The sequence below is a fragment of the Pseudomonas sp. 1L-C-7-B-C1 genome, assembly GCF_057291635.1.
On record NZ_JBXAWH010000004.1, the window covers coordinates 97,754 to 120,232 of the forward strand.

Annotated in this window: 20 protein-coding genes; 2 read left to right on the forward strand and 18 right to left on the reverse strand. The window is 60.6% G+C overall.

The window, feature by feature from the left end; genetic code table 11:
• Window positions 1-35: 35 nt before the first annotated feature.
• A complete protein-coding gene (gene fdxA / locus AC0Z8Z_RS07965) occupies window positions 36-359 on the forward strand; it encodes a ferredoxin FdxA (protein WP_065989796.1) in 324 nt (107 codons plus the stop codon).
• A gap of 576 nt (window positions 360-935) precedes the next feature.
• Here the strand turns inward: fdxA and rpoS are convergent.
• The 8 genes from rpoS to AC0Z8Z_RS08005 all read right to left on the reverse strand — a co-directional run bounded on the left by rpoS (window position 936) and on the right by AC0Z8Z_RS08005 (window position 8,218).
• Window positions 936-1,940, reverse strand: coding sequence for an RNA polymerase sigma factor RpoS (rpoS, locus tag AC0Z8Z_RS07970; protein WP_122537386.1), 1,005 nt, complete (start codon window positions 1,938-1,940; stop codon window positions 936-938).
• A 103-nt stretch (window positions 1,941-2,043) separates the two neighbouring features.
• Complete coding sequence (locus AC0Z8Z_RS07975; RefSeq protein WP_485618751.1) at window positions 2,044-2,937, reverse strand: peptidoglycan DD-metalloendopeptidase family protein; 894 nt, start codon at window positions 2,935-2,937, stop codon at window positions 2,044-2,046.
• A gap of 178 nt (window positions 2,938-3,115) precedes the next feature.
• On the reverse strand, window positions 3,116-3,751 hold the full coding sequence (locus tag AC0Z8Z_RS07980) for a protein-L-isoaspartate(D-aspartate) O-methyltransferase (RefSeq protein ID WP_172610991.1): 636 nt from the start codon (window positions 3,749-3,751) through the stop codon (window positions 3,116-3,118).
• Between the two features lie 41 nt (window positions 3,752-3,792).
• Window positions 3,793-4,542, reverse strand: coding sequence for a 5'/3'-nucleotidase SurE (gene surE, locus AC0Z8Z_RS07985; RefSeq protein ID WP_205484578.1), 750 nt, complete (start codon window positions 4,540-4,542; stop codon window positions 3,793-3,795).
• A complete protein-coding gene (gene truD / locus AC0Z8Z_RS07990; protein WP_485618752.1) occupies window positions 4,530-5,588 on the reverse strand; it encodes a tRNA pseudouridine(13) synthase TruD in 1,059 nt (352 codons plus the stop codon). The genes surE and truD overlap by 13 nt, the downstream gene beginning before the upstream one ends.
• Window positions 5,585-6,058 carry a 2-C-methyl-D-erythritol 2,4-cyclodiphosphate synthase gene (gene ispF / locus AC0Z8Z_RS07995; RefSeq protein ID WP_122622973.1) on the reverse strand — a complete coding sequence of 158 codons (474 nt, stop codon included), beginning with the start codon at window positions 6,056-6,058 and terminating at the stop codon, window positions 5,585-5,587. The genes truD and ispF overlap by 4 nt, the downstream gene beginning before the upstream one ends.
• Window positions 6,059-6,164: 106 nt before the next feature.
• Complete coding sequence (gene fghA, locus AC0Z8Z_RS08000; RefSeq protein WP_485618899.1) at window positions 6,165-7,016, reverse strand: S-formylglutathione hydrolase; 852 nt, start codon at window positions 7,014-7,016, stop codon at window positions 6,165-6,167.
• Between the two features lie 89 nt (window positions 7,017-7,105).
• A complete protein-coding gene (locus AC0Z8Z_RS08005) occupies window positions 7,106-8,218 on the reverse strand; it encodes an S-(hydroxymethyl)glutathione dehydrogenase/class III alcohol dehydrogenase (RefSeq protein WP_485618753.1) in 1,113 nt (370 codons plus the stop codon).
• A gap of 103 nt (window positions 8,219-8,321) precedes the next feature.
• Between AC0Z8Z_RS08005 and AC0Z8Z_RS08010 the strand changes: the two genes are divergently transcribed.
• Window positions 8,322-9,218, forward strand: a complete 897-nt coding sequence (locus AC0Z8Z_RS08010; RefSeq protein WP_485618754.1) for a LysR substrate-binding domain-containing protein — start codon at window positions 8,322-8,324, stop codon at window positions 9,216-9,218.
• Window positions 9,219-9,223: 5 nt separating this feature from the next.
• Here AC0Z8Z_RS08010 and ispD read toward each other — a convergent pair whose 3' ends face one another.
• The 10 genes from ispD to lpxB form a co-directional block, all read right to left on the reverse strand.
• Window positions 9,224-9,934: a 2-C-methyl-D-erythritol 4-phosphate cytidylyltransferase gene (gene ispD, locus AC0Z8Z_RS08015; RefSeq protein ID WP_172610982.1), complete on the reverse strand. Its 711-nt coding sequence runs from the start codon at window positions 9,932-9,934 to the stop codon at window positions 9,224-9,226.
• Between the two features lie 10 nt (window positions 9,935-9,944).
• The gene (gene ftsB, locus AC0Z8Z_RS08020; protein WP_037014212.1) at window positions 9,945-10,223 is read right to left on the reverse strand and encodes a cell division protein FtsB; all 279 of its coding nucleotides are present in this window, start codon (window positions 10,221-10,223) and stop codon (window positions 9,945-9,947) included.
• Between the two features lie 159 nt (window positions 10,224-10,382).
• A complete protein-coding gene (eno, locus tag AC0Z8Z_RS08025) occupies window positions 10,383-11,669 on the reverse strand; it encodes a phosphopyruvate hydratase (protein ID WP_122537377.1) in 1,287 nt (428 codons plus the stop codon).
• 170 nt (window positions 11,670-11,839) lie between these two features.
• Complete coding sequence (gene kdsA, locus AC0Z8Z_RS08030; protein WP_122622970.1) at window positions 11,840-12,685, reverse strand: 3-deoxy-8-phosphooctulonate synthase; 846 nt, start codon at window positions 12,683-12,685, stop codon at window positions 11,840-11,842.
• A 15-nt stretch (window positions 12,686-12,700) separates the two neighbouring features.
• Window positions 12,701-14,332, reverse strand: a complete 1,632-nt coding sequence (pyrG, locus tag AC0Z8Z_RS08035; protein WP_122537375.1) for a CTP synthase — start codon at window positions 14,330-14,332, stop codon at window positions 12,701-12,703.
• Between the two features lie 271 nt (window positions 14,333-14,603).
• Window positions 14,604-15,941: a tRNA lysidine(34) synthetase TilS gene (tilS, locus tag AC0Z8Z_RS08040; protein ID WP_485618755.1), complete on the reverse strand. Its 1,338-nt coding sequence runs from the start codon at window positions 15,939-15,941 to the stop codon at window positions 14,604-14,606.
• Between the two features lie 79 nt (window positions 15,942-16,020).
• On the reverse strand, window positions 16,021-16,968 hold the full coding sequence (locus AC0Z8Z_RS08045) for an acetyl-CoA carboxylase carboxyltransferase subunit alpha (protein WP_485618756.1): 948 nt from the start codon (window positions 16,966-16,968) through the stop codon (window positions 16,021-16,023).
• 128 nt (window positions 16,969-17,096) lie between these two features.
• A complete protein-coding gene (dnaE, locus tag AC0Z8Z_RS08050; protein ID WP_485618757.1) occupies window positions 17,097-20,618 on the reverse strand; it encodes a DNA polymerase III subunit alpha in 3,522 nt (1,173 codons plus the stop codon).
• Between the two features lie 71 nt (window positions 20,619-20,689).
• Window positions 20,690-21,331 (reverse strand): ribonuclease HII, encoded by a 642-nt coding sequence (rnhB, locus tag AC0Z8Z_RS08055; RefSeq protein ID WP_172610975.1) that lies wholly within the window; start codon window positions 21,329-21,331, stop codon window positions 20,690-20,692.
• Window positions 21,332-21,342: 11 nt separating this feature from the next.
• On the reverse strand, window positions 21,343-22,479 hold the full coding sequence (lpxB, locus tag AC0Z8Z_RS08060) for a lipid-A-disaccharide synthase (RefSeq protein ID WP_485618758.1): 1,137 nt from the start codon (window positions 22,477-22,479) through the stop codon (window positions 21,343-21,345).

A 22,479-nucleotide genomic window follows, 5' to 3' on the forward strand; every position in this document is an offset into this window, starting at 1 on the left:
GGCCTTGCTGCCGCCGCCTGAGGAGAGAATTAGAAATGACCTTCGTCGTCACCGACAACTGCATCAAGTGCAAGTACACCGACTGCGTAGAAGTCTGTCCGGTGGACTGCTTTTACGAAGGCCCGAACTTCCTGGTGATTCACCCGGACGAGTGCATCGACTGCGCCCTGTGCGAGCCTGAATGCCCTGCGAATGCGATCTTCTCCGAAGACGAGATTCCGGCCGGCATGGAGAATTTCATTCAGCTGAACGCAGAGCTGGCTGACGTCTGGCCCAACATCACGGAACGCAAGGACGCGCTGCCGGATGCGGCACAGTGGGATGGCAAGACCGGCAAGATAGCCGATCTGGAGCGCTAAGCTTCTGAAACGTCGAACACCCTGCTGACGCAAAAGGCCCCTCGGGGCCTTTTTGCATTGTCGAGGTGGTTGCAGCCGCACTTTTCTACAGAAGAAAAAAGGGGCGGTATGACCCGCCCACATTTTTTCCTTAATCCCTTCAATCCGTGTTCATCATCCTGATGAATCGCGTCCTGCGATGTCCTTGAGCAGTCTTCCTTGACCGCCTGTACCAATCCGTCGGTACAGGACTGATCTTAGTGATTTAAACGGTCAGGGCAAGGGCCGAGAGTTTTCAGGAAAATTCAGCCGCTGACTGACGCCAGTTTTAAATTGCCAACTAAATCAACGGGATAACTATCGGCTTTCACCTGACGGAGACATGATCAGCCAAAGAAGAGACGATTACTCACAGGACGCGTAAGAAACTGCTTACAGCATGAGTAAGCATCACTTACCTGATTGTGAAAAAGATCATCGACCTCTCAAGACGCTGTCATGAGACGTCCATCTAACTCACATCAGATCGACATAAAAAAGCCCCGACTCGTCGGGGCTTTCATACCGCTTGATATAACGAACACCCACTCTCTCGTCTTACTGGAAGAGTGACTCGCTGGATAGGCCATTCTTCTCGAGTATCTCGCGAAGGCGCTTTAACCCCTCCACTTGAATCTGCCGTACACGCTCACGAGTCAGGCCGATTTCCAGCCCGACGTCCTCAAGCGTGCTGCTTTCATGCCCGCGCAGCCCGAATCGACGGACGACGACTTCACGCTGTTTGTCGGTCAACTCTGAAAGCCACTGATCGATGCTCTGGGACAGATCATCGTCCTGCAACAGTTCGCACGGATCGGTAGGACGATCGTCCGTCAGCGTGTCGAGCAGCGTCTTGTCTGAATCAGGGCCCAGCGACACATCCACCGAAGACACCCGCTCGTTGAGACCGAGCATGCGCTTGACCTCACCGACCGGCTTCTCCAGCAGGTTGGCAATTTCTTCGGGAGAGGGTTCGTGGTCAAGCTTTTGCGTCAGCTCCCGCGCGGCGCGCAGGTAGACGTTGAGCTCTTTGACCACATGAATCGGGAGGCGGATCGTTCGCGTCTGATTCATGATCGCGCGTTCGATGGTTTGACGAATCCACCAGGTGGCGTAGGTCGAGAACCGGAATCCGCGCTCCGGATCGAATTTTTCGACCGCTCGAATGAGGCCCAGATTGCCCTCCTCGATCAGGTCCAGCAATGACAGACCACGATTGACGTAGCGCCTGGCGATTTTCACGACCAGCCGCAGATTGCTCTCAATCATCCGTTTGCGCCCAGCCGGATCGCCGCTCTGCGACAGCCGCGCAAAGTGGACTTCTTCTTCCGGGGAGAGCAAGGGGGAAAAGCCGATTTCATTGAGGTACAGCTGCGTAGCATCCAGTGCCCGAGTGTAGTCAATGTACTTATGCTGTTTGAGCGCTGCAGAGTTTTTGGGTTTCGCACGAACGGAAGGTGTAGCTGGCTTCTCATCCGTTGCAGAATCCAGGACGATTGCGGGCTCCATGAGGAGCACCTCGTCGTCTATGTCAAACTCCGGCACTTCTTTGCTGAGAGCCATTGTTATAGTCCTTTGGTGAGTTCGACCTCAAGCTCCAGTGACGCCTTCTTCCGTGGCAGCACTTGAGCCTGTCCCCTCTACGCAGGAACAGGCTGACAACCGATCAGCGACGTGGCAAGAATTCCAGTGGATCTACCGGTTTACCCTGGCGGCGAATCTCGAAATGCAGTTTCACCCGGTCAGTTCCCGTTGATCCCATCTCGGCAATACTTTGCCCTGCCTTGACCTGTTGTCCCTCCCGAACCAAGAGCCGACGGTTATGTCCGTATGCACTGACGTAGGTATCGCTGTGTTTGATGATGACCAATTCGCCGTAGCCCCTTAATCCACTTCCGGCGTATACCACTGCCCCATCAGACGCGGCCAAAACAGGCTGTCCCAAATCACCAGCGATATCAATTCCTTTATTCAAACTACCGTTTGAAGAGAACTTGCTGATCAAAACGCCGCTCGTCGGCCATGTCCAGCCGCTTGGAGAACGGGCGCCGGTCACCACGGTTGTATTGACCGGCGTCGTCGTCGAGTTGCTGGTCGGTGGTGGCGTCGTTGCGGCGACAGCCCCTACCGGCCTTGAAATGACAGTGGTTTTCAGCGACCCGGAAGGGGATGTCGAGCTGCTCGTGGTGGTCTGCGGAACGCGTGCGGAGCCAGCGGCCACCGCCGTAGACGGCGAGTTGGCGCGCCCATCGAAGCGGATCGTCTGACCGACATGAATGGTGAAGGGCTCTGGAATGCTGTTGCGTGCGGCCAGCGCCTTCCAGTCCCAGCCGTAACGAAACGCAATGGAAAAAAGCGTATCGCCACGCTTCACGACGTACTGACCTGTGGTCACAGGCTGACGCGTCGGCACCGTCGATTTGCCGTTGCGGTCGACAACGCGTACGCCGCCCGATGGCGTGCTGGAGCAGCCGACCAGAAGGGTACTCAAGGCAACTCCAATCACCAGACGCTGAAAGCTTGTTGAAGAACTACGCTGCCGAATGACTGTGAGACTCACCCGCCACTCCCTTTACCGGTGACTGAAGAAGAAACTGTCCTGGGTCGTGAAAGATCAGGCAGCCATGAAAAACAGGGTGTAAGACGGCGCTGCGGGAGTTAACCGAAGCATCGTTGCAAAACGCCAGCCTGTAGACCGGCTGCGTCTTCGGGAATTCATTGCCGCCAAAAAATAGCGCTTACGCCAGTGGCCCGTTGAGCAGCGGGACAAAACGGACAGCGCCCAATACATGCCGGGAGAAACCGTTTTCCTCACGAATGATCAACATGAGTTGCTGCACCTCGCCCGAACCCACCGGAATGACCAACCGCCCACCGGGTGCCAGCTGGTCCAGCAAGGCCTGAGGTACGTCGGTGGCAACCGCAGTGACGATGATGCCGTTGTAAGGCGCGAGCGCCGGCCAGCCTTCCCAGCCGTCGCCCCAACGAAACACCATGTTGCGCAGGTTCAGTTCGACGAGGCGTTCCTTGGCGCGATCCTGCAGCACCTTGATGCGCTCGACGGAGAAAACCCGCTCCACCAGTTGCGCCAGCACGGCGGTCTGGTAGCCCGAGCCGGTGCCAATCTCCAGTACCTTGTCCAGCGGGCCCGCCGCCAGCAGCAGCTCGCTCATGCGCGCCACCATGTAAGGCTGAGAAATCGTCTGGTTGTTGCCGATCGGCAGCGCCGTGTCTTCGTAGGCGCGGTGCGCCAGGGCTTCGTCGACGAACAGGTGACGGGGAGTCTTGCGAATGACGTCCAGCACCTGGGTGTTAGCGATGCCCTCTTCGCACAACCGTTGGATAAGACGCTCGCGGGTACGCTGGGAAGTCATCCCCACGCCACGTCGTAACAGATCATCTTGCTCACGCGACATCAGGCCATTCCCTCCAGCCATGCGTTCAGGCTGTTGAAACCGTCCTGATAGGTACGATCCAGCTGCAACGGGGTGATCGACACATAACCCTGCATCACGGCGTGGAAATCGGTGCCCGGCCCGCCGTCTTCGGCATCTCCGGCGGCAGCAATCCAGTAACCGGCCCTTCCGCGCGGGTCGACCACGCGCACGGGCGCCGCCGCACGGGTGCGATGGCCGAGACGGGTCAGCTGGATACCGCGCACGTTTGCCAGCGGCAGGTTAGGGATATTCACATTCAATACGGTACGGGGTGGAAGGTCGAGGCGCTCGTGGGCTTCGACCAGAAGCCGGGCAAAATGCGCGGCGGTTGCCAGGTTATCGGCCTGACGTGACAAAAATGAAAAGGCAAATGACGGGCGTTGCAGAAAACGGCCTTCCAGCGCCGCAGCGACGGTGCCCGAGTACAGCACATCGTCACCCAGATTGGCGCCCAGATTGATACCCGAAACAACCATGTCCGGCTCATCGGGCAGCAGACCGTTGAGCCCAAGGTGGACGCAATCGGTGGGCGTGCCGTTAACGCTGATGAAGCCGTTGTCCAGGGTGTGCGGGTGCAAGGGCCGGTCCAGCGTCAGCGAACTGCTCGCGCCGCTCTTGTCTTGATCGGGCGCAATCACCACGCACTCGGCGTACCCCGCCAGCGCGCCATGCAGCGCAGCAAGCCCGGGCGCCATGACCCCGTCATCATTAGAAATCAGAATACGCATGAGCTGTCCGTCTGCCCTGCCGGGGCGAGATCGACGAGTTCGCGCACCAATGCGGTGGCGAAGCATCCGGCCGGCAGGACGAATTCCAGTTGCAGAATGTCAGGCTCGGGATAATGCCACGTCAACCGCCCGATGGGCAGTCGCAGGATGCGCCGTTCGTGTTCCATTCCCGCTTTTATCAACCAGTTACAGAGCGAAGCCTCGCGCACCGCGATGCTGTTTTCAAGCGCTGCGGTGGCGCCGGCGGCCGGGGAATCACCCTCACCCCACTGCGGCCCGGTCGGGTGCAGATCGAGGATCGCCAATCGCGGGTCGCTGCACTCGGCTTCGCCTGCGGGGAAGAAACTGCGGCTGTCGGTGAACGCCAACAGATCGCCCACTTGCGCCCGTTGCCAGCTGCCATCGGCGACCCGCGCGGCCAGGACCTGATTGAACACATAGCTGCGCGCGGTGGAGAGCAAGCGAGAGCGCACATTGCGCTGCTCGGGCAGGGCCTGACGCTCGGCATAATGACGGGCTTCACCCAGATTCCCGCCCTCGTAGCCGAAACGCTGAGGACCGAAATAGTTGGGGATGCCGTGTTGTTTGATCAACTCAAGACGTGCGTCGAGCCCGGCCTTGTCGGCCTGCAATTGCGTGAGACGCAGCGTAAAACCATTGGCGGCGTGGGCGCCCCGTTGCAGCTTGCGTTTGTGGCGTGTGCTGTCGAGGATTTTCAGGGAATCGTTTTCAGCCACCGACATGTCCGGATCAGCCTTGCCCGGCAGCTGAATGCTGAACCACTGCCGGGTCAACGCCTGACGATCCTTCAAACCGGCGTAGGCGACGGTTCGCAACGGCACGCCGGCCGCCTTGGCCAGACGCCGGGCGGCTTCCTCGGTATTCAAGCCGCGCTTTTCGACCCACAGCCACAGGTGCTCGCCATCACCGGAAAGCGGGATGTCGAGGACTTCATCGACCTGAAAGTCTTCCGCGGTGGCCTTCAGCACGGCAGTACCCAGCGCGTCGCCGTAAGCCCTCGGACCCAGAAGTTCGAGCTCGGTCATGCGCTGATCAACAACGCAACGGCGTGCACGGCGATGCCTTCTTCACGGCCGGTGAAGCCCAGTTTTTCAGTGGTGGTGGCCTTGACGTTGACCTGGTCGATGTCGACTTGCAGGTCTTCGGCAATCAAGGCGCGCATGCTTTCAATGTGCGGGGCCATCTTCGGCGCCTGGGCAACGATGGTCGCGTCGACGTTGCCGACCTTCCAGCCCTTGCCCTGAACTTGCTTGAGCACGTGACGAAGCAGCACCCGGCTGTCGGCGCCCTTGAATTGCGGATCGGTGTCAGGGAAGTGCTTGCCGATGTCGCCAAGGGCGGCAGCGCCAAGGAGAGCATCGCTCAACGCGTGCAGCACTACATCGCCATCGGAATGCGCGAGCAAACCCGACGTGTGCGCAATCCGCACGCCGCCCAAGGTAATGAAATCGCCTTCAGCGAAACGGTGCACATCATAGCCGTGGCCAATACGCATAAAAAAACGCCCTGAAAAAGTCAGGGCGTGATTCTACCTACTTTGATCGACATTAGGGCCGGCCGGCGCGCAATTGCCCGAGACACTGCAATTGAAGGCGGAGACTTCAGCCGGCCAGGGCTCGGGCGTGGTGGCGCAGGTGGTCTTCGATGAAACTGGCGATGAAGTAATAGCTGTGGTCGTACCCCGGCTGCATGCGCAATTCCAGGGGATGACCGGCCGCCTTCGCCGCCTGAACCAATGATTCCGGCTTGAGCTGATTGCCGAGGAAGTCGTCGCGATCGCCTTGATCCACCAGCAATGGCAGGCGCTCGGTGGCCTCGGCGATGAGCACGCTGGCGTCCCATTCACGCCAGCGCGAACGGTCTTCGCCCAGATAGCGCGAGAAGGCTTTCTGCCCCCACGGGCAATCCATCGGGTTGCAGATGGGCGAGAACGCCGACACCGATTTATAGCGGCCAGGGTTGCGCAACGCGCCGACCAGTGCGCCGTGGCCGCCCATGGAATGCCCGCTGATGCTGCGTTTGTCCGAGGCCGGGAAGTGCGCCTCGATCAACGCCGGCAGCTCGCTGATCACGTAATCGTACATGCGGTAGTGCCGCGCCCACGGCTGTTCGGTGGCGTTCAGATAAAAGCCGGCGCCCAGTCCGAAGTCATAGGCCTTGTCCGGGTCATCCGGCACGTCGGCGCCGCGCGGGCTGGTGTCCGGCGCCACGATGATCAGCCCCAGCTCGGCAGCAACTCGCAGTGCACCGGCCTTCTGCATGAAGTTCTCATCGGTGCAGGTCAGCCCTGACAACCAATAGACCACCGGCAACTTGCCGCCCTGCTCCGCTTGCGGCGGCAGATACACCGCGAACACCATGTCGCAGCCAAGCACATCAGAGTGATGTTTGTAACGCTTGTGCCAGCCGCCGAAGCTTTTCTGGCACGAGATGTTTTCCAGACTCATGGGGATCTCCGAGCGGCAAGCTTCAAGCGGTAAGCAGCAAGGGGTCCTGACTCACCTCCACTTGCGGCTTGAAGCTTGTCGCTTACCGCTGCTTTTCAGAAATGAATGACCGTACGGATGCTTTTGCCTTCGTGCATCAGGTCAAACGCTTCGTTGATCCGGTCCAGGCCCATGGTGTGGGTGATGAAGGTGTCCAGCGGGATCTCGCCGGCCTGCGCTTTTTCGACGTATCTTGGCAATTCGGTGCGGCCTTTGACGCCACCGAAGGCCGAACCGCGCCAGACGCGACCGGTCACCAGCTGGAACGGACGGGTAGAGATTTCCTGACCCGCACCGGCGACGCCGATGATCACCGATTCGCCCCAGCCCTTGTGGCACGACTCCAGGGCCGCGCGCATCAGGTTCACGTTGCCTACGCACTCGAAGCTGTAATCCACGCCGCCGTCGGTCATTTCGACGATCACTTCCTGAATCGGCTTGTCGTGATCCTTGGGATTGACGAACTCGGTCGCCCCCAATTCACGGGCCACGTCGAATTTGGACGGGTTGATGTCGACCGCGATGATGCGCGAGGCCTTGGCCATTTTTGCGCCGATGATCGCCGCCAGGCCGATACCGCCGAGACCGAAGACCGCCACAGTGGCGCCCTCTTCGACCTTGGCCGTGTTCAGCACTGCGCCAATGCCGGTGGTCACGCCGCAACCCAGCAGGCAAACCTTCTCCAGCGGCGCTTCCTTGGGGATTTTGGCGAGGGAGATTTCCGGGACCACGGTGTATTCGGAGAACGTCGAGCAGCCCATGTAGTGGTAGATCGGCTGGCCGTTGTAGCTGAAGCGGGTGGTGCCGTCGGGCATCAGCCCTTTGCCCTGGGTGGCGCGGACTTTCTGGCAGAGGTTAGTCTTCCCGGATTTGCAGAACTTGCACTCGCGGCATTCGGCGGTGTACAGCGGAATGACGTGGTCGCCCACGGCCAGCGAGGTGACGCCTTCGCCGACGGCTTCAACGACGCCGCCGCCTTCGTGACCGAGGATGCAAGGGAAGACGCCTTCGGAATCAGCACCGGACAAGGTGTAGGCATCGGTATGGCAAACGCCGGATGCCACGGTACGAATCAACACTTCGCCGGCTTTCGGGGCTTCTACGTCCACTTCGACGATCTGCAGTGGTTCATTGGGCGCGAAAGCTACGGCAGCACGTGACTTGATCATCATGATCTCCAGCTAAATAAATACGAGCCAGGAGTGTAATACAGTGCTGGGTGATGAATAATCCGCCTGAAAGCAAAACATTAATGCTGTGCAGGGACAATAGATGCAGGTCAATCGTTGGGAAGGTCTGGACGAGTTTGTCGCCGTTGCCGAGTGCGGGCAGTTCACCGCCGCCGCCGAGCGCTTGGGGGTGTCGTCATCGCACATCAGTCGGCAGATCGCGCGACTCGAAGAGCGCTTGCAGACGCGCTTGCTGTATCGCAGCACCCGGAAGGTCGCGCTGACCGAAGCGGGTCAGACGTTCCTGCATCACTGCCAACGCCTGCAGGACGGACGCGAGGAAGCATTGCGGGCGGTGACCGACCTGACCAGCGAGCCGAAGGGACTGCTGCGGATGACCTGTGCCGTCGCTTACGGCGAGCGGTTCATCGCCCCGCTGGTGACACGCTTCATGGAGGACTACCCGCAACTGCGCGTGGACATCGAGCTGACCAACAACACGCTGGATCTGGTGCATGAAGGCCTGGACCTGGCCATCCGGCTGGGTCGATTGCAGGAATCAAGACTGGTGGCCGCTCGATTGGCCCCGCGCAAGATGTACCTGTGCGCCTCTCCCGCCTATCTCCAACGGTACGGCCGGCCCCACAGCGTGTCCGAACTGGCCCGACACAATTGCCTGATCGGCAGCTCGGACAGTTGGTTGCTGCAGCAAAACGGGCGGGAATTTTCCCAGCGGGTGCAAGGCAACTGGCGCTGCAACAGTGGGCAGGCGGTGCTGGATGCGGCGTTGCGTGGGGTCGGGCTGTGTCAGCTTCCGGACTACTACGTGCTTGAGCATCTCAAGCGCGGCGCGCTGGTCTCGTTGCTGGATGCCCATCAGCCGCCGAACACCGCCGTCTGGGCGTTGTACCCGCAGCAGCGGCATCTGTCGCCCAAGGTGAGAAAGCTGGTGGATTATCTGAAAGCGGGATTGGCGTCACGGGAGGAATACAGCGTGTAGGCGGATCAGCCGTTGAATTCCACACGCCGCTGGCGCAGCCACTCCAGGTCTTCCGGGCGGGTGACCTTGATGTTATCCGCGCGCCCTTCGATCAGACGCGGCGATTGCCCGGCCCACTCGATAGCGGAAGCTTCATCGGTGATCGCCACGTTGGACACCAGACTGTCCGCCAGCGCGCGGTGCAGCGCACCCAGACGAAACATCTGCGGCGTATAGGCCTGCCAGATCAGGCTGCGGTCCACGGTTTCGGTCACACGGCCATTGGCGTCGGCGCGCTTGAGGGTGTCTTTGGCCGGCACCGCCAGCAAGCCGCCGACCGGATCATCCGCCAGCTCGCCAAGCAGATTATCGAGGTCCGAACGCGCCAGGTTCGGGCGCGCTGCGTCATGTACCAGCACCCAATCGTTGTCATCCGCGCCGTTGGCGTGCAGGTGCAGCAGTGCATTGAGCACCGAGTCCGCACGCTCTTTGCCGCCCGCGACCTGCTGAATCCGGGAATCCAGCGCGCAAGGCAACGTAGGCCAATAAGGGTCATCCACAGCCAGACTGACCACCAGGCCCTTGAGCCGGGGATGATCGAGAAAGCAAAGCAGGCTGTGTTCAAGAATCGTGAGGCCGCCCAGTTGCAGGTACTGCTTGGGACGGTCTGCCGCCATGCGCGCGCCAACGCCCGCTGCGGGAATCACTGCCCAGAAGGCAGGAAGGGATTGAGTCATTACACCAACGTCACTGTGCCAACTGATAAAGGGTTTCGCCGTCTTTGACCATGCCCAATTCATGACGGGCACGCTCTTCAACGGTTTCGAGGCCTTTTTTCAGCTCCAGCACTTCCGCGTCGAGGACCCGGTTGCGCTCCAGCAGAGCATCGTTTTCGGCGTGTTGATCGGCGATTTGCTGCGTCAGACTGGCCACCTGCGCGAGACTGCCGTTACCTACCCATAGGCGATACTGCAAGCCAGCGAGCATCAAAAGCAGAACGAGGAACAACCAGTTAGGACTGCGCATTGTGAATATCTGTTACCCGGCGAATAAAGACAGCAAAACCGACCATTTCAAATGCCCATAAGCCCGGTGGTCACCGGGCTCATGGATCAGGACGACAAGAGCGGTCACCTTTCGGTGACTTCTCCTACAACGCCTGCTGCCTTTTTACCATCTTTGCAATCAGCCGCGAAACTCGCCGCGACCACGGTACACCGCTTTGGCGCCCAGTTGCTCTTCGATACGCAGCAGCTGGTTGTACTTGGCGATACGGTCGGAACGGCTCAACGAACCGGTCTTGATCTGGCCGGCGGCGGTACCCACGGCCAGGTCGGCAATGGTGGAGTCTTCGGTTTCGCCGGAACGGTGCGAGATCACTGCGGTATAACCCGCGGCCTTGGCCATCTGGATGGCTTCCAGCGTTTCGGTGAGCGTGCCGATCTGGTTGAACTTGATCAGGATAGAGTTACCGATCTTCTTGTCGATGCCTTCTTTCAGGATCTTGGTGTTGGTCACGAACAGGTCGTCACCCACCAGCTGGATCTTGTCGCCGATCTTGTCGGTGAGGACTTTCCAGCCATCCCAGTCCGACTCGTCCAGACCGTCTTCGATGGAAATGATCGGGTGCTTGCTGACCAGGTCAGCCAGGTAGTCGGCGAAACCGGCAGAGTCGTACTCGCCTTCTTCGCTCAGCACGTATTTGCCGTTCTTGTAGAACTCGCTCGCTGCGCAGTCCAGCGCCAGGGTCACATCGGTGCCCAGTTTGTAGCCCGCGTTGGCAACGGCTTCGGCGATGGCGTCCAGCGCGTCGCCGTTGGAGTTCAGGTTCGGCGCGAAGCCACCTTCGTCACCCACGGCAGTGTTCAGGCCACGTGCTTTCAACACCGCTTTGAGGTGGTGGAAAATCTCGGTACCCCAGCGCAGGCCCTCGGAAAAGGTCTTGGCGCCCACCGGCTGAATCATGAATTCCTGGATGTCGATGTTGTTATCGGCGTGCTCGCCACCGTTGATGATGTTCATCATCGGAACCGGCATCGAGTAAACACCCGGCGTGCCGTTCAGGTTGGCGATGTGCGCGTACAACGGCAGGTCCTGATCCTGAGCAGCTGCTTTGGCCGCAGCCAGCGACACAGCGAGGATCGCGTTGGCGCCCAGGCTGGCTTTGTTTTCGGTGCCGTCCAGCTGAATCATCGCGTGATCCAGGGCTTTCTGGTCAACCGGGTCTTTGCCCAGCAACAGGTCGCGGATCGGGCCATTGATGTTGGCCACAGCTTTCAGAACGCCCTTGCCCATGTAACGGCTCTTGTCGCCATCACGCAGCTCCAGCGCTTCACGCGAGCCGGTGGAAGCACCGGACGGCGCGCAGGCGCTGCCGATGATGCCGTTGTCGAGGAGCACGTCTGCTTCCACGGTGGGATTGCCACGGGAGTCGAGAACTTCACGACCTTTGATGTCGACGATTTTTGCCATTGTTGTTAACACTCCAAGATTGACGAAAACGACGCAGCTGGGAAAACGATTCGGCGTCTCAGGGCTCTAGGACAACGGGCAGGGCCTGAAACGACAATTTTCCCGACCCTTTGGTCGGGAAAACAACGAACGGCACTCTACCGGAGGGCTCGGCGCCGGAGAAGCGGGTTTTACGCCGTTTCGATCGTCGGGAAGCTTTTAACGAGTTCGTCGAGCGCCTTGAGCTGGGCCAGGAACGGCTCCAGCTTGTCCAGGCGCAGGGCGCAGGGACCGTCGCACTTGGCGTTGTCCGGATCCGGATGGGCTTCCAGGAACAGACCGGCCAGGCCCTGACTCATCCCGGCCTTGGCCAGATCGGTGACCTGGGCGCGACGGCCACCGGCGGAATCGGAGCGGCCGCCCGGCATCTGCAAGGCGTGGGTCACGTCGAAGAACACCGGGTATTCGAACGATTTCATGATGCCGAAACCAAGCATGTCGACGACCAAATTGTTGTAGCCGAAGCTCGAACCGCGCTCACACAGGATCAACTGATCGTTGCCCGCTTCCACACATTTGGCGAGGATGTGTTTCATCTCGTGGGGCGCCAGGAACTGGGCCTTCTTGATGTTGATCACGGCGCCGGTCTTGGCCATGGCCACGACCAGGTCGGTCTGGCGGGACAGGAAAGCCGGCAACTGAATGATGTCGCAGACTTCTGCCACCGCAGCGGCCTGCTCAGGCTCGTGCACGTCGGTGATGATCGGCACGCCGAAGGCTTGCTTGATGTCCTGGAAAATCCGCATGCCTTCTTCAAGACCCGGGCCGCGGTAGGAAGTCACTGAGGAACGGTTGGCCTTGTCGAAGCTGGCCTTGAACACGTACGGAATGCCGAGCTTCTCGGTCACTCGCACGTATTCTTCGCAGACCTGCATCGCCATGTCGCGCGACTCCAGGACGTTCATGCCGCCGAACAGGACCATGGGTTTGTCGTTGGCGATGTCGATGGAGCCGACGCGGATGATTTTCTGTGCCATGTGATGGATTCCCTATCAACCGTTCTTCTGGTGTTGAGCAAGCGCTGCTTTCACGAAACCACTGAACAACGGGTGGCCATCGCGGGGCGTAGAGGTGAACTCGGGGTGGAACTGGCAAGCCACAAACCATGGATGGTCAGGAGACTCCACCACTTCAACCAGCGCGCCATCACCCGAACGGCCGGAGATTTTCAGGCCGGCTTCGACCAGTTGTGGCAGCAGCTTGTTGTTCACTTCATAGCGGTGGCGATGGCGCTCGACGATAACGTCGTTGGCGTAGCAATCGTGCACCAGAGAACCCGGCTCAAGCAGGCATTCCTGCGCGCCCAGACGCATGGTGCCGCCCAGGTCCGAAGTTTCGGTCCGGGTTTCGACAGCACCGGTGGCGTCTTCCCACTCGGTGATCAGACCGACGACAGGGTGTTGGCTGGCACGATCAAACTCAGTGGAGTTGGCGTCTGTCCAGCCCAGCACGTTACGGGCGAACTCGATGACCGCCACCTGCATGCCCAGGCAGATGCCCAGGTACGGAACCTTGTTCTCGCGAGCGAACTGCACGGCCGTGATCTTGCCCTCGACACCGCGCAGACCGAAGCCGCCCGGAACGAGAATCGCGTCAACGCCCTCAAGCAAACCAGTGCCCTGATTCTCGATGTCTTCGGAATCGATGTAGCGCAGATTAACCTTGGTACGGTTGCTGATCCCGGCGTGACTCATGGCTTCGATCAGCGACTTGTAGGCATCCAGCAGCTCCATGTACTTGCCGACCATCGCGATGGTGACTTCGTGTTCCGGATTGAGTTTGGCGTCGACGACCTTTTCCCACTCGGACAGGTCGGCGCTGCCGCACTGCAGGCCGAAGCGCTCGACGACGAAATCGTCGAGGCCCTGGGAATGCAGGATGCCCGGGATCTTGTAGATGGTGTCGGCGTCTTCGAGGGCGATGACCGCGCGCTCTTCAACGTTGGTGAACTGCGCGATCTTGCGGCGCGACGAGATGTCGATCGGGTGGTCGGAACGGCAGACCAGTACGTCTGGCTGCAGGCCGATCGAACGGAGTTCTTTCACCGAGTGTTGTGTCGGCTTGGTCTTGGTCTCGCCCGCGGTGGCGATGTACGGAACCAGCGTCAGGTGCATGAGCATGGCGCGCTTGGCGCCCACTTCAAAACGCAGCTGACGGATCGCTTCGAGGAACGGTTGCGACTCGATGTCGCCCACGGTGCCGCCGATTTCGACCATGGCGACGTCGGCATCGCCGGCGCCCTTGATGATGCGACGCTTGATTTCGTCGGTGATGTGCGGGATCACCTGAATGGTCGCGCCCAGATAATCACCACGGCGCTCTTTGCGCAGGACGTGTTCGTACACACGGCCGGTGGTGAAGTTGTTGTTCTGGGTCATGGTGGTGCGAATGAAACGCTCGTAGTGACCCAGGTCCAGGTCAGTTTCGGCGCCGTCGTGGGTGACGAACACCTCACCGTGCTGGAACGGACTCATGGTGCCGGGATCGACGTTGATGTAGGGGTCCAGCTTGAGCATGGTGACCTTAAGTCCCCTCGCCTCCAGGATGGCCGCCAATGAAGCCGAGGCGATGCCTTTCCCCAATGAAGAAACAACACCGCCCGTGACGAAGATGTAGCGCGTCATGAAAAACCCTAGAAGTCTGCGTTAAAGCGGTCAGAGCCGCCGGGGAAAGCGAAGGAAGGCCGAAGCCCCCGATAACCTGCGTGTTCCACTGTGCATTTCGAATCTGTCGCGCCTAAATCAACGACCGGCCTTGAAAAGGTCTGTCCGTGGATCGCCACATTTTTGAGAATCGCCCAGTAAAGACTGGCTGGTAATCGGCAACTTGCGTCGTTCCGGAAGGATCGACATAAGCTGTATCAAGAAGGGAGCGTAGTCTACCGGAAAGGCCCTTTCAGCTCAAACTTTGGTCATTCGTCGGTGGCAACCAGTGCAATCGCCAGTCGCCACGGGGGCTGGCGTCCAGTCCCGGAAGGTTTGCCACGGCCAATAACTGCTCGCCGCGGTACAACAGCGGCAATCGGCCGCGCAGAAACACCGGCACACCCTTCTCGTTAAGCAGGCGTTTGAGGTCTCGACGTCCCCGATCCGGCACATCAAAGGTTTCACCGCCCTGGCGGTAATGCACATGCAGGCCACCCGATGGCGCAGCGCCGAGGATCTGCAACATGCCGTTGCCCGGCAGCGCGAGAGGTTGCGACGCCATGGACCAGTGCTGCGAGCCGGCGACGTTTTTCAGCCAGATCCCCGACAGCCACCAGATGCGCCCTTCGGCTCGGTGCATCTGACCATCGGCCAGTCGCCAGATGGGGCGACCGTCCGGCCCGGCATCGCGCAGCGAATCCCAGCCTGCCCAGTGATCGGTATCAGGCAGTCGAGTGAGCGGCGCCAGCCAGTGGCGCAATGCGTTGCGCTGCCGGGCGGGAGACAACGTTTCCAGCGGCGCGAGCTCAAGAGAGGGCATATCGAGCCACGGCCAGGGGCACGGCGTATCGGCCAGAGCCAGGTCCTGCACCGCCAGCTCGTCCAGCAACTGCTGGGCTTCGGCCAGATGCGCGGCGCTACGAGCCATGCTCGCAATTGCCTGCGGCCAGCGCGTCGTCACCAGCGGCAGCACGTGGCTGCGCAGATAGTTGCGCGAAAAGCGGCTGTCTTTGTTGCTCGGGTCTTCGATCCAGCTCAAACCCTGCTCCCGGGCATAGGCCTCAAGGGTCGCGCGGGATTCGTCCAGCAGAGGCCGAACCAGCTGCCCTGCGCCCAAAGGACGCTGCGCCGGCATGGCAGCCAGCCCGCGCACCCCGGCGCCACGCAGCAGACGGAACAGCAGCGTCTCCGCCTGATCGTCCCGATGCTGAGCGGTCAGCAGCACTTCGCCAGCCGCGAGCGTCGAATTGAAGGCGGCGTATCGAGCGTCCCGCGCGGCTTGTTCAAGGCTCGCACCGGGGCGCACCTGGACGTCGATGACCTGCATCGGTACGCCCAGAATCTGACACATCTGCCGGCAATGCACCGGCCACGAAGCCGCCACAGCCTGAAGGCCATGGTTGACGTGAACAGCGGTCAGAGGTGGAAGCGCGTGAACCCTGGCAAGTTCCGCCAGCAGGTGGAGCAGAACAGTGGAATCGAGCCCACCGGAGAATGCGACGCGCCAGGCGCCTGCAGCGCGCCAGGGTTCGAGGCGCGACAGCAGACGTCTGGAGAGTGCGAGTGTGATGCTGTCCGGTTTGCTCATGCTGGTTAACCCTGCTTAAAGCTCGCCGGACCGGAGACGTCACCGGGTTCGGTGACGCTCTCTTTGCAGAACGGTCCGGTTAAAGGCCATAGCTCATCAGGCGGTCGTAACGGCGGGCCAACAGCGCGTCGTTATCGAACTTCTGAAGCATGCTCAGCTGGCTGCTCAGTTCTTCGCGGATCAAGGCAGCGGCAGCGGCCGGATCGCGGTGCGCGCCGCCCAGTGGCTCGCTGATCACCTTGTCGACGATGCCCAGTCCCTTCAGACGCTCGGCAGTGATGCCCATCGCTTCAGCTGCGTCCGGCGCCTTCTCGGCGGTTTTCCACAGGATGGAAGCACAGCCTTCAGGCGAGATCACTGCGTAGGTCGAGTACTGCAGCATGTTCAGCTGATCGCACACGCCAATGGCCAGTGCGCCGCCTGAACCGCCTTCGCCAATCACGGTGGCAATGATCGGAGTCTTCAGGCGCGCCATCACACGCAGGTTCCAGGCGATGGCTTCGCTCTGGTTACGCTCTTCGGCGTCGATGCCTGGGTATGCGCCCGGCGTATCAATGAAGGTCAGGATCGGCATCTTGAAACGCTCGGCCATTTCCATCAGGCGGCAGGCCTTGCGGTAGCCTTCAGGACGCGGCATGCCGAAGTTGCGGCGAACCTTCTCGCGCACTTCGCGGCCCTTCTGATGACCGATCACCATCACTGGCTGGTCGTTCAGCCGGGCAATACCGCCGACGATGGCAGCGTCGTCAGAGAAGTGGCGATCGCCATGCAGCTCGTCGAACTCGGTGAAGATGTGTTGAATGTAGTCCAGCGTATACGGACGACGCGGATGACGCGCCATGCGCGCGATCTGCCAACTGGTCAGGTTGCCGAAAATGCTTTCGGTGAGCGTATTGCTCTTCTCTTGCAGTCGAGAGATTTCGTCGCCGATGTTCAGCGAGTTGTCATTGCCCACCAGACGCAGCTCTTCAATCTTGGCTTGCAGGTCAGCAATCGGCTGTTCGAAATCCAGAAAATTCGGGTTCATAGGCATCCGTCTTGGGTCGACGGCCAAGAGGCCGGCCGGTTGATCCGATAAGCGCCATACCTTAATGGAGCGGGCGCCTTTCGGTCGAGTTTAAAGTGTCGAGGTCATTAATATTGAGCTGATCGGTGTCAGCGATACTGCAGGAAGACGTTCTCTCGTCCGAACTGGTCACGCAGCGCCTGAATCAGGCTGTCTGCGGGATCGATCCGCCACGCTTCGCCGAACTGCAGCAATGCCTTGGCTTCCTGCCCGGTGTAGTCGAGGGTGATCGGGCACGCGCCGCGGTGCTTCTTGCACAGCTCGCCCAGCCAGCGCAGCCGGTCGCCCTTGAGCGCTTCGGCCCGCACGTTCAGGCGCAGACTTTCCGCCAGCCCGGTGCGCGCTTCTTCCAGGCTCATCACCCGTTTGGCGCGCAACCGCAGGCCCCCGGAGAAGTCGTCGGTGCTGACTTCCCCTTCCACCACCACCATCGCATCGGTTTGCAGCAGCGACTGAGCCGCCTGGAACGAATCGGCAAACAGCGACGCTTCGATACGTCCGGAACGGTCGTCCAGGGTGATGAAGCCCATCTTGTCGCCCTTTTTGTTCTTCATCACCCGCAGCGCAATGATCAGCCCGGCGATGGTCTGGGTCTCCCGCGAGGGCTTCAGATCGACGATGCGCTGACGCGCGAAGCGGCGGATCTCACCTTCGTATTCGTCGATCGGGTGCCCGGTCAGGTACAGGCCCAGGGTTTCTTTTTCGCCACGCAGCCGTTCCTTGAGAGTGACCTCTTTGGCGCTGCAGTGGTTCGCGTAAACGTCGGCGTCGGCTTCAACGAACAGGCCGCCGAAGAGATCGGCATGGCCGCTGTCGTGACTGCGGGCGGTCTGCTCGGCGGCCTGAATGGCTTCTTCGAGTGCGGCCAGCAGGACACCGCGGTTACGGTCGATATTGGCTTGATACTGTTTTGGCTCGTCATAGAAGAACGGGCCGAGACGGTCCAAGGCACCGCTGCGAATCAGGCCATCGAGGGTGCGCTTGTTGACGCGCTTGAGGTCGATGCGGGCGCAGAAATCGAACAGGTCGGCGAACGGGCCTTCCTGACGCGCTTCGGTGATCGCTTCCACCGGGCCTTCGCCGACGCCTTTGATCGCGCCGAGGCCATAGACGATGCGGCCGTCGTCGTTCACGGTGAACTTGAACTCGGAGTTGTTCACGTCCGGCGCATCCAGGCGCAGCTTCATGATCCGCACTTCTTCGATCAAGGTCACGACCTTGTCGGTGTTGTGCATGTCCGCTGAAAGCACCGCCGCCATGAACGGCGCCGGGTAGTGACGCTTGAGCCAGGCGGTCTGGTACGACACCAGCCCGTAGGCCGCCGAGTGCGACTTGTTGAAACCGTAACCGGCGAATTTCTCTACCAGGTCGAAAATGTTACCGGCCAGGTCAGGGTCGATGTTGTTGGTCTTGCAACCTTCGATGAAACCGCCGCGCTGCTTGGCCATTTCCTCGGGCTTCTTCTTGCCCATTGCACGACGCAACATGTCAGCGCCGCCAAGGGTGTAACCGGCCATGACCTGAGCAATCTGCATCACCTGTTCCTGATACAGGATGATGCCGTAGGTCGGCGCAAGCACCGGCTTGAGGCCTTCGTACTGGTAATCGACGTGGGGGTACGACAGCTCCGCGCGACCGTGTTTACGGTTGATGAAATCGTCAACCATGCCCGATTGCAAAGGACCGGGACGGAACAGCGCCACCAGTGCGATCAAGTCTTCCAGGCAGTCGGGCTTGAGCTTTTTGATCAGCTCTTTCATGCCGCGGGATTCAAGCTGGAAGACGGCCGTGGTTTCGGCGCGCTGCAGCAGCTCGTAGGTCGGCATGTCGTCCAGCGGGATGAACGCGATGTCGAGGGGCTCTTCGTCGACCTTGGCGCGGTCGCGGTTAATCGTCTTCAGTGCCCAGTCGATGATGGTCAGGGTACGCAGACCCAGGAAGTCGAACTTCACCAGACCAGCGGCCTCGACGTCATCCTTGTCGAACTGGGTGACCAGGCCACCGCCCTCTTCATCGCAGTAGATCGCCGAGAAGTCAGTCAGCTTGGTAGGCGCGATGACCACACCACCGGCGTGCTTGCCGACGTTACGCACAACGCCTTCGAGCTTGCGCGCCATTTCCCAGATCTCAGCCGCTTCCTCGTCGACCTTGAGGAAGTCGCGCAGGATCTCTTCCTGCTCGTAGGCTTTTTCCAGTGTCATGCCGACTTCGAAGGGAATCATCTTCGACAGACGATCCGCCAATCCGTAGGACTTGCCCTGCACCCGCGCGACGTCCCGGACCACCGCTTTCGCGGCCATGGAGCCGAAGGTGATGATCTGGCTGACCGCGTTGCGGCCGTATTTCTCGGCCACGTACTCGATGACCCGGTCGCGACCATCCATACAGAAGTCGACGTCGAAGTCGGGCATGGAGACCCGCTCGGGGTTTAGGAAACGTTCGAACAGCAGGTCGTATTCCAGCGGGTCGAGGTCGGTGATCTTTTGCACGTAGGCCACCAGCGAACCGGCACCCGACCCCCGGCCCGGACCCACCGGCACGCCGTTGTTCTTGGCCCACTGGATGAAGTCCATAACGATCAGGAAGTAACCGGGGAATCCCATCTGGATGATGATATCCAGCTCGAAATTCAGGCGGTCGACGTACACCTGCCGCTTGGCCTCGTAGTCCGGCGTGGTTTCTTTCGGCCAGAGCACGGCAAGGCGCTCCTCCAGCCCCTCGAAGGACACCTTGCGGAAATACTCGTCGATGGTCATGCCATCGGGAATCGGGAAGTTGGGCAGAAAGTGCGTGCCCAGCTTAACGTCGATGTTGCAGCGCTTGGCGATCTCGACGGTGTTGGCGAGGGCGTCAGGCAGATCGCTGAACAGCTCGGCCATCTCCTCCGCGCTCTTCAGGTACTGCTGATCGCTGTAGTTGTGCGAGCGACGCGGATCGTCCAGCGCCCGGCCTTCGCCGATGCACACGCGGGTTTCGTGGGCTTCGAAATCTTCCTGCTTGATGAAACGCACGTCGTTGCTGGCCACCAGCGGCACGCCATGGCGTTCGGCCAAGGCGACGGCGGCGTGCAGATGTTCTTCATCATTGATGCGGTTGGTGCGCTGGACTTCGATGTAGAAGCGGTCCGGAAAAACCGTCAGCCACTCTTTCAGCAACTCGTCGGCTTCGGCCGGATTGCCACCGAGCAGGGCCATGCCGATCTCGCCTTCCTTCGCCGCAGACAGGGCAATCAGCCCTTCGCTGGCCTCGGCCACCCACTCGCGCTCGATAACGACCAGGCCGTTGCGCTGGCCGTGCATGAAGCCACGGGAAATCAGTTCGGTGAGGTTCAGGTAGCCTTTGGGGTTCATCACCAGCAGGCTCAGACGGCTGAGCGGTGCATCGCGATCACGCCCCGCCAGCCAGATGTCGGCGCCACAGATCGGCTTGATGCCGGCGCCCATGGCTGCTTTGTAGAACTTGACCAGCGAACACATGTTGTTCTGGTCGGTCACCGCCACGGCCGGCATGTTCATGGCCGCGAGCGCCTTGACCAACGGTTTTACACGGACCAGACCATCAACGAGGGAGTATTCGGTGTGCAGGCGTAGATGAACGAAAGAAGCCGGCATGGTTGATCCTATGGTGCAGAAAAAACGAAGGCCGGATTGTACCGGCCATTCAGAAAAACATCAGCCCGTGATCAACTGAGTGGCAGCGACATGAAACCGGTGGCGACCATCATGTCCCGTGCCGCCCAGGCCTGACGGACCGGACCGAAGGAACGCCGGTGAATAGGCGTTGGCCCCAAACGCGCCAAGGCTTCCAAGTGCACGGCTGTCGGATAACCCTTGTGGCCGCCGATGCCGTAGCCCGGGTACAGCAGCTCCATGCGGGCCATTTCCCGGTCGCGACTGACCTTGGCCAGAATCGAGGCGGCGGCAATGGCCGGCACGTGGGCATCACCCTGAATGACCGGGGCGCTGGGCACCGACAGCTGCGGGCAGCGATTGCCATCGATCAGCGCCAGTTTCGGCGTGATGATCAAACCTTCTACCGCACGCTTCATGGCCAGCATGGTGGCGTGGAGAATATTCAGCTCATCGATCTCTTCGACTTCAGCCCGCGCGATGTGCCAGCACAGCGCCTTCTCGCAGATCTCATCGAACAGCCTCTCGCGCTTGGCTTCCGTAAGTTTCTTCGAATCGTTCAGGCCCAGAATCGGGCGCTTGGGGTCAAGAATGACCGCCGCGGTGACCACGGCGCCACACAGCGGACCGCGGCCGACTTCGTCGACACCGGCGACCAGATCCTCGACGAGATTGAAGTCCAGACCCATTTGCATTGATTGCTTGCTCATTGTGAAGGCGTTGCGCCAATCAGGTTCAATACCGCCTCGGCAGCCTGATTGGATGCATCGCGACGCAAGGTACGGTGAATCGCATCAAAGCCGGCAGTCTGTGCGTCGCCGTCGTCCAGCAACGGCAGCAGCGTCTGCGCCAGGGCCTCGGCGGTCGCCGCGTCCTGCAGAAGCTCCGGAACCAGCAAACGCTGGGCCAGCAGGTTCGGCAGCGACACGTACGGGCTCTTCACCATCCGCTTGAGTATCCAGTAAGTCAGTGGTGCCAGACGATAGGCAACCACCATCGGTCGCTTGTACAGCAGTGCTTCGAGGGTCGCGGTCCCGGAAGCGATCAGCACGGCATTGCACGCCGCCAGCGCTACATGGGACTGGCCATCGAGCAGCGTCAGCGGCAGTTCGCGCCCCTGCAGCAGTTGTTCGATCTGTTCACGGCGCTGAGGGCTGGCACAGGGCAGCACGAAACGGATGTCGGGACGCACTGCCACAAGGCGCTCAGCTGCGTCGAAAAACAGGGCACCGAGACGCCCGACCTCACCACCGCGACTGCCCGGCATCAACGCAACCACCGGGCCTTCGCCCAAGCCAAGCGCGGCGCGAGCGGCCAGTTGATCGGCCTGCAACGGAATGGTGTCGGCCAACGGGTGCCCGACAAAGCGCACCGGCACGCCTTGCTCTTCGTAGAAACGGGCTTCGAACGGCAGCAAGGTCAGCATCAGGTCGCAGCCTTCGCGGATCTTCAGGACACGCTTCTGACGCCACGCCCACACGGACGGGCTGACGTAATGAACGGTCTTGATCCCGGCCTGACGCAGCTTGAGCTCGATATTAAGAGTGAAGTCCGGGGCATCGATGCCGATGAACACGTCCGGCTTCTCGTCAATGAGGGTCTGAATCAGCAACTTGCGACGGGCGAGCAGCTCTTTGAGCCGGCCGAGTACTTCCACCAGCCCCATGACCGACAGGCGCTCCATCGGAAAATACGACGTCATGCCCTGGGCTTCCATGAGCGGACCGCCGACACCGATGAATTCGGCGTCCGGGTGCCTCGCCTTGATCGCACGCATCAAGCCGGAGCCGAGAATGTCGCCGGAAGCCTCTCCGGCCACCAGCGCAATACGCAAGCGAGCCAT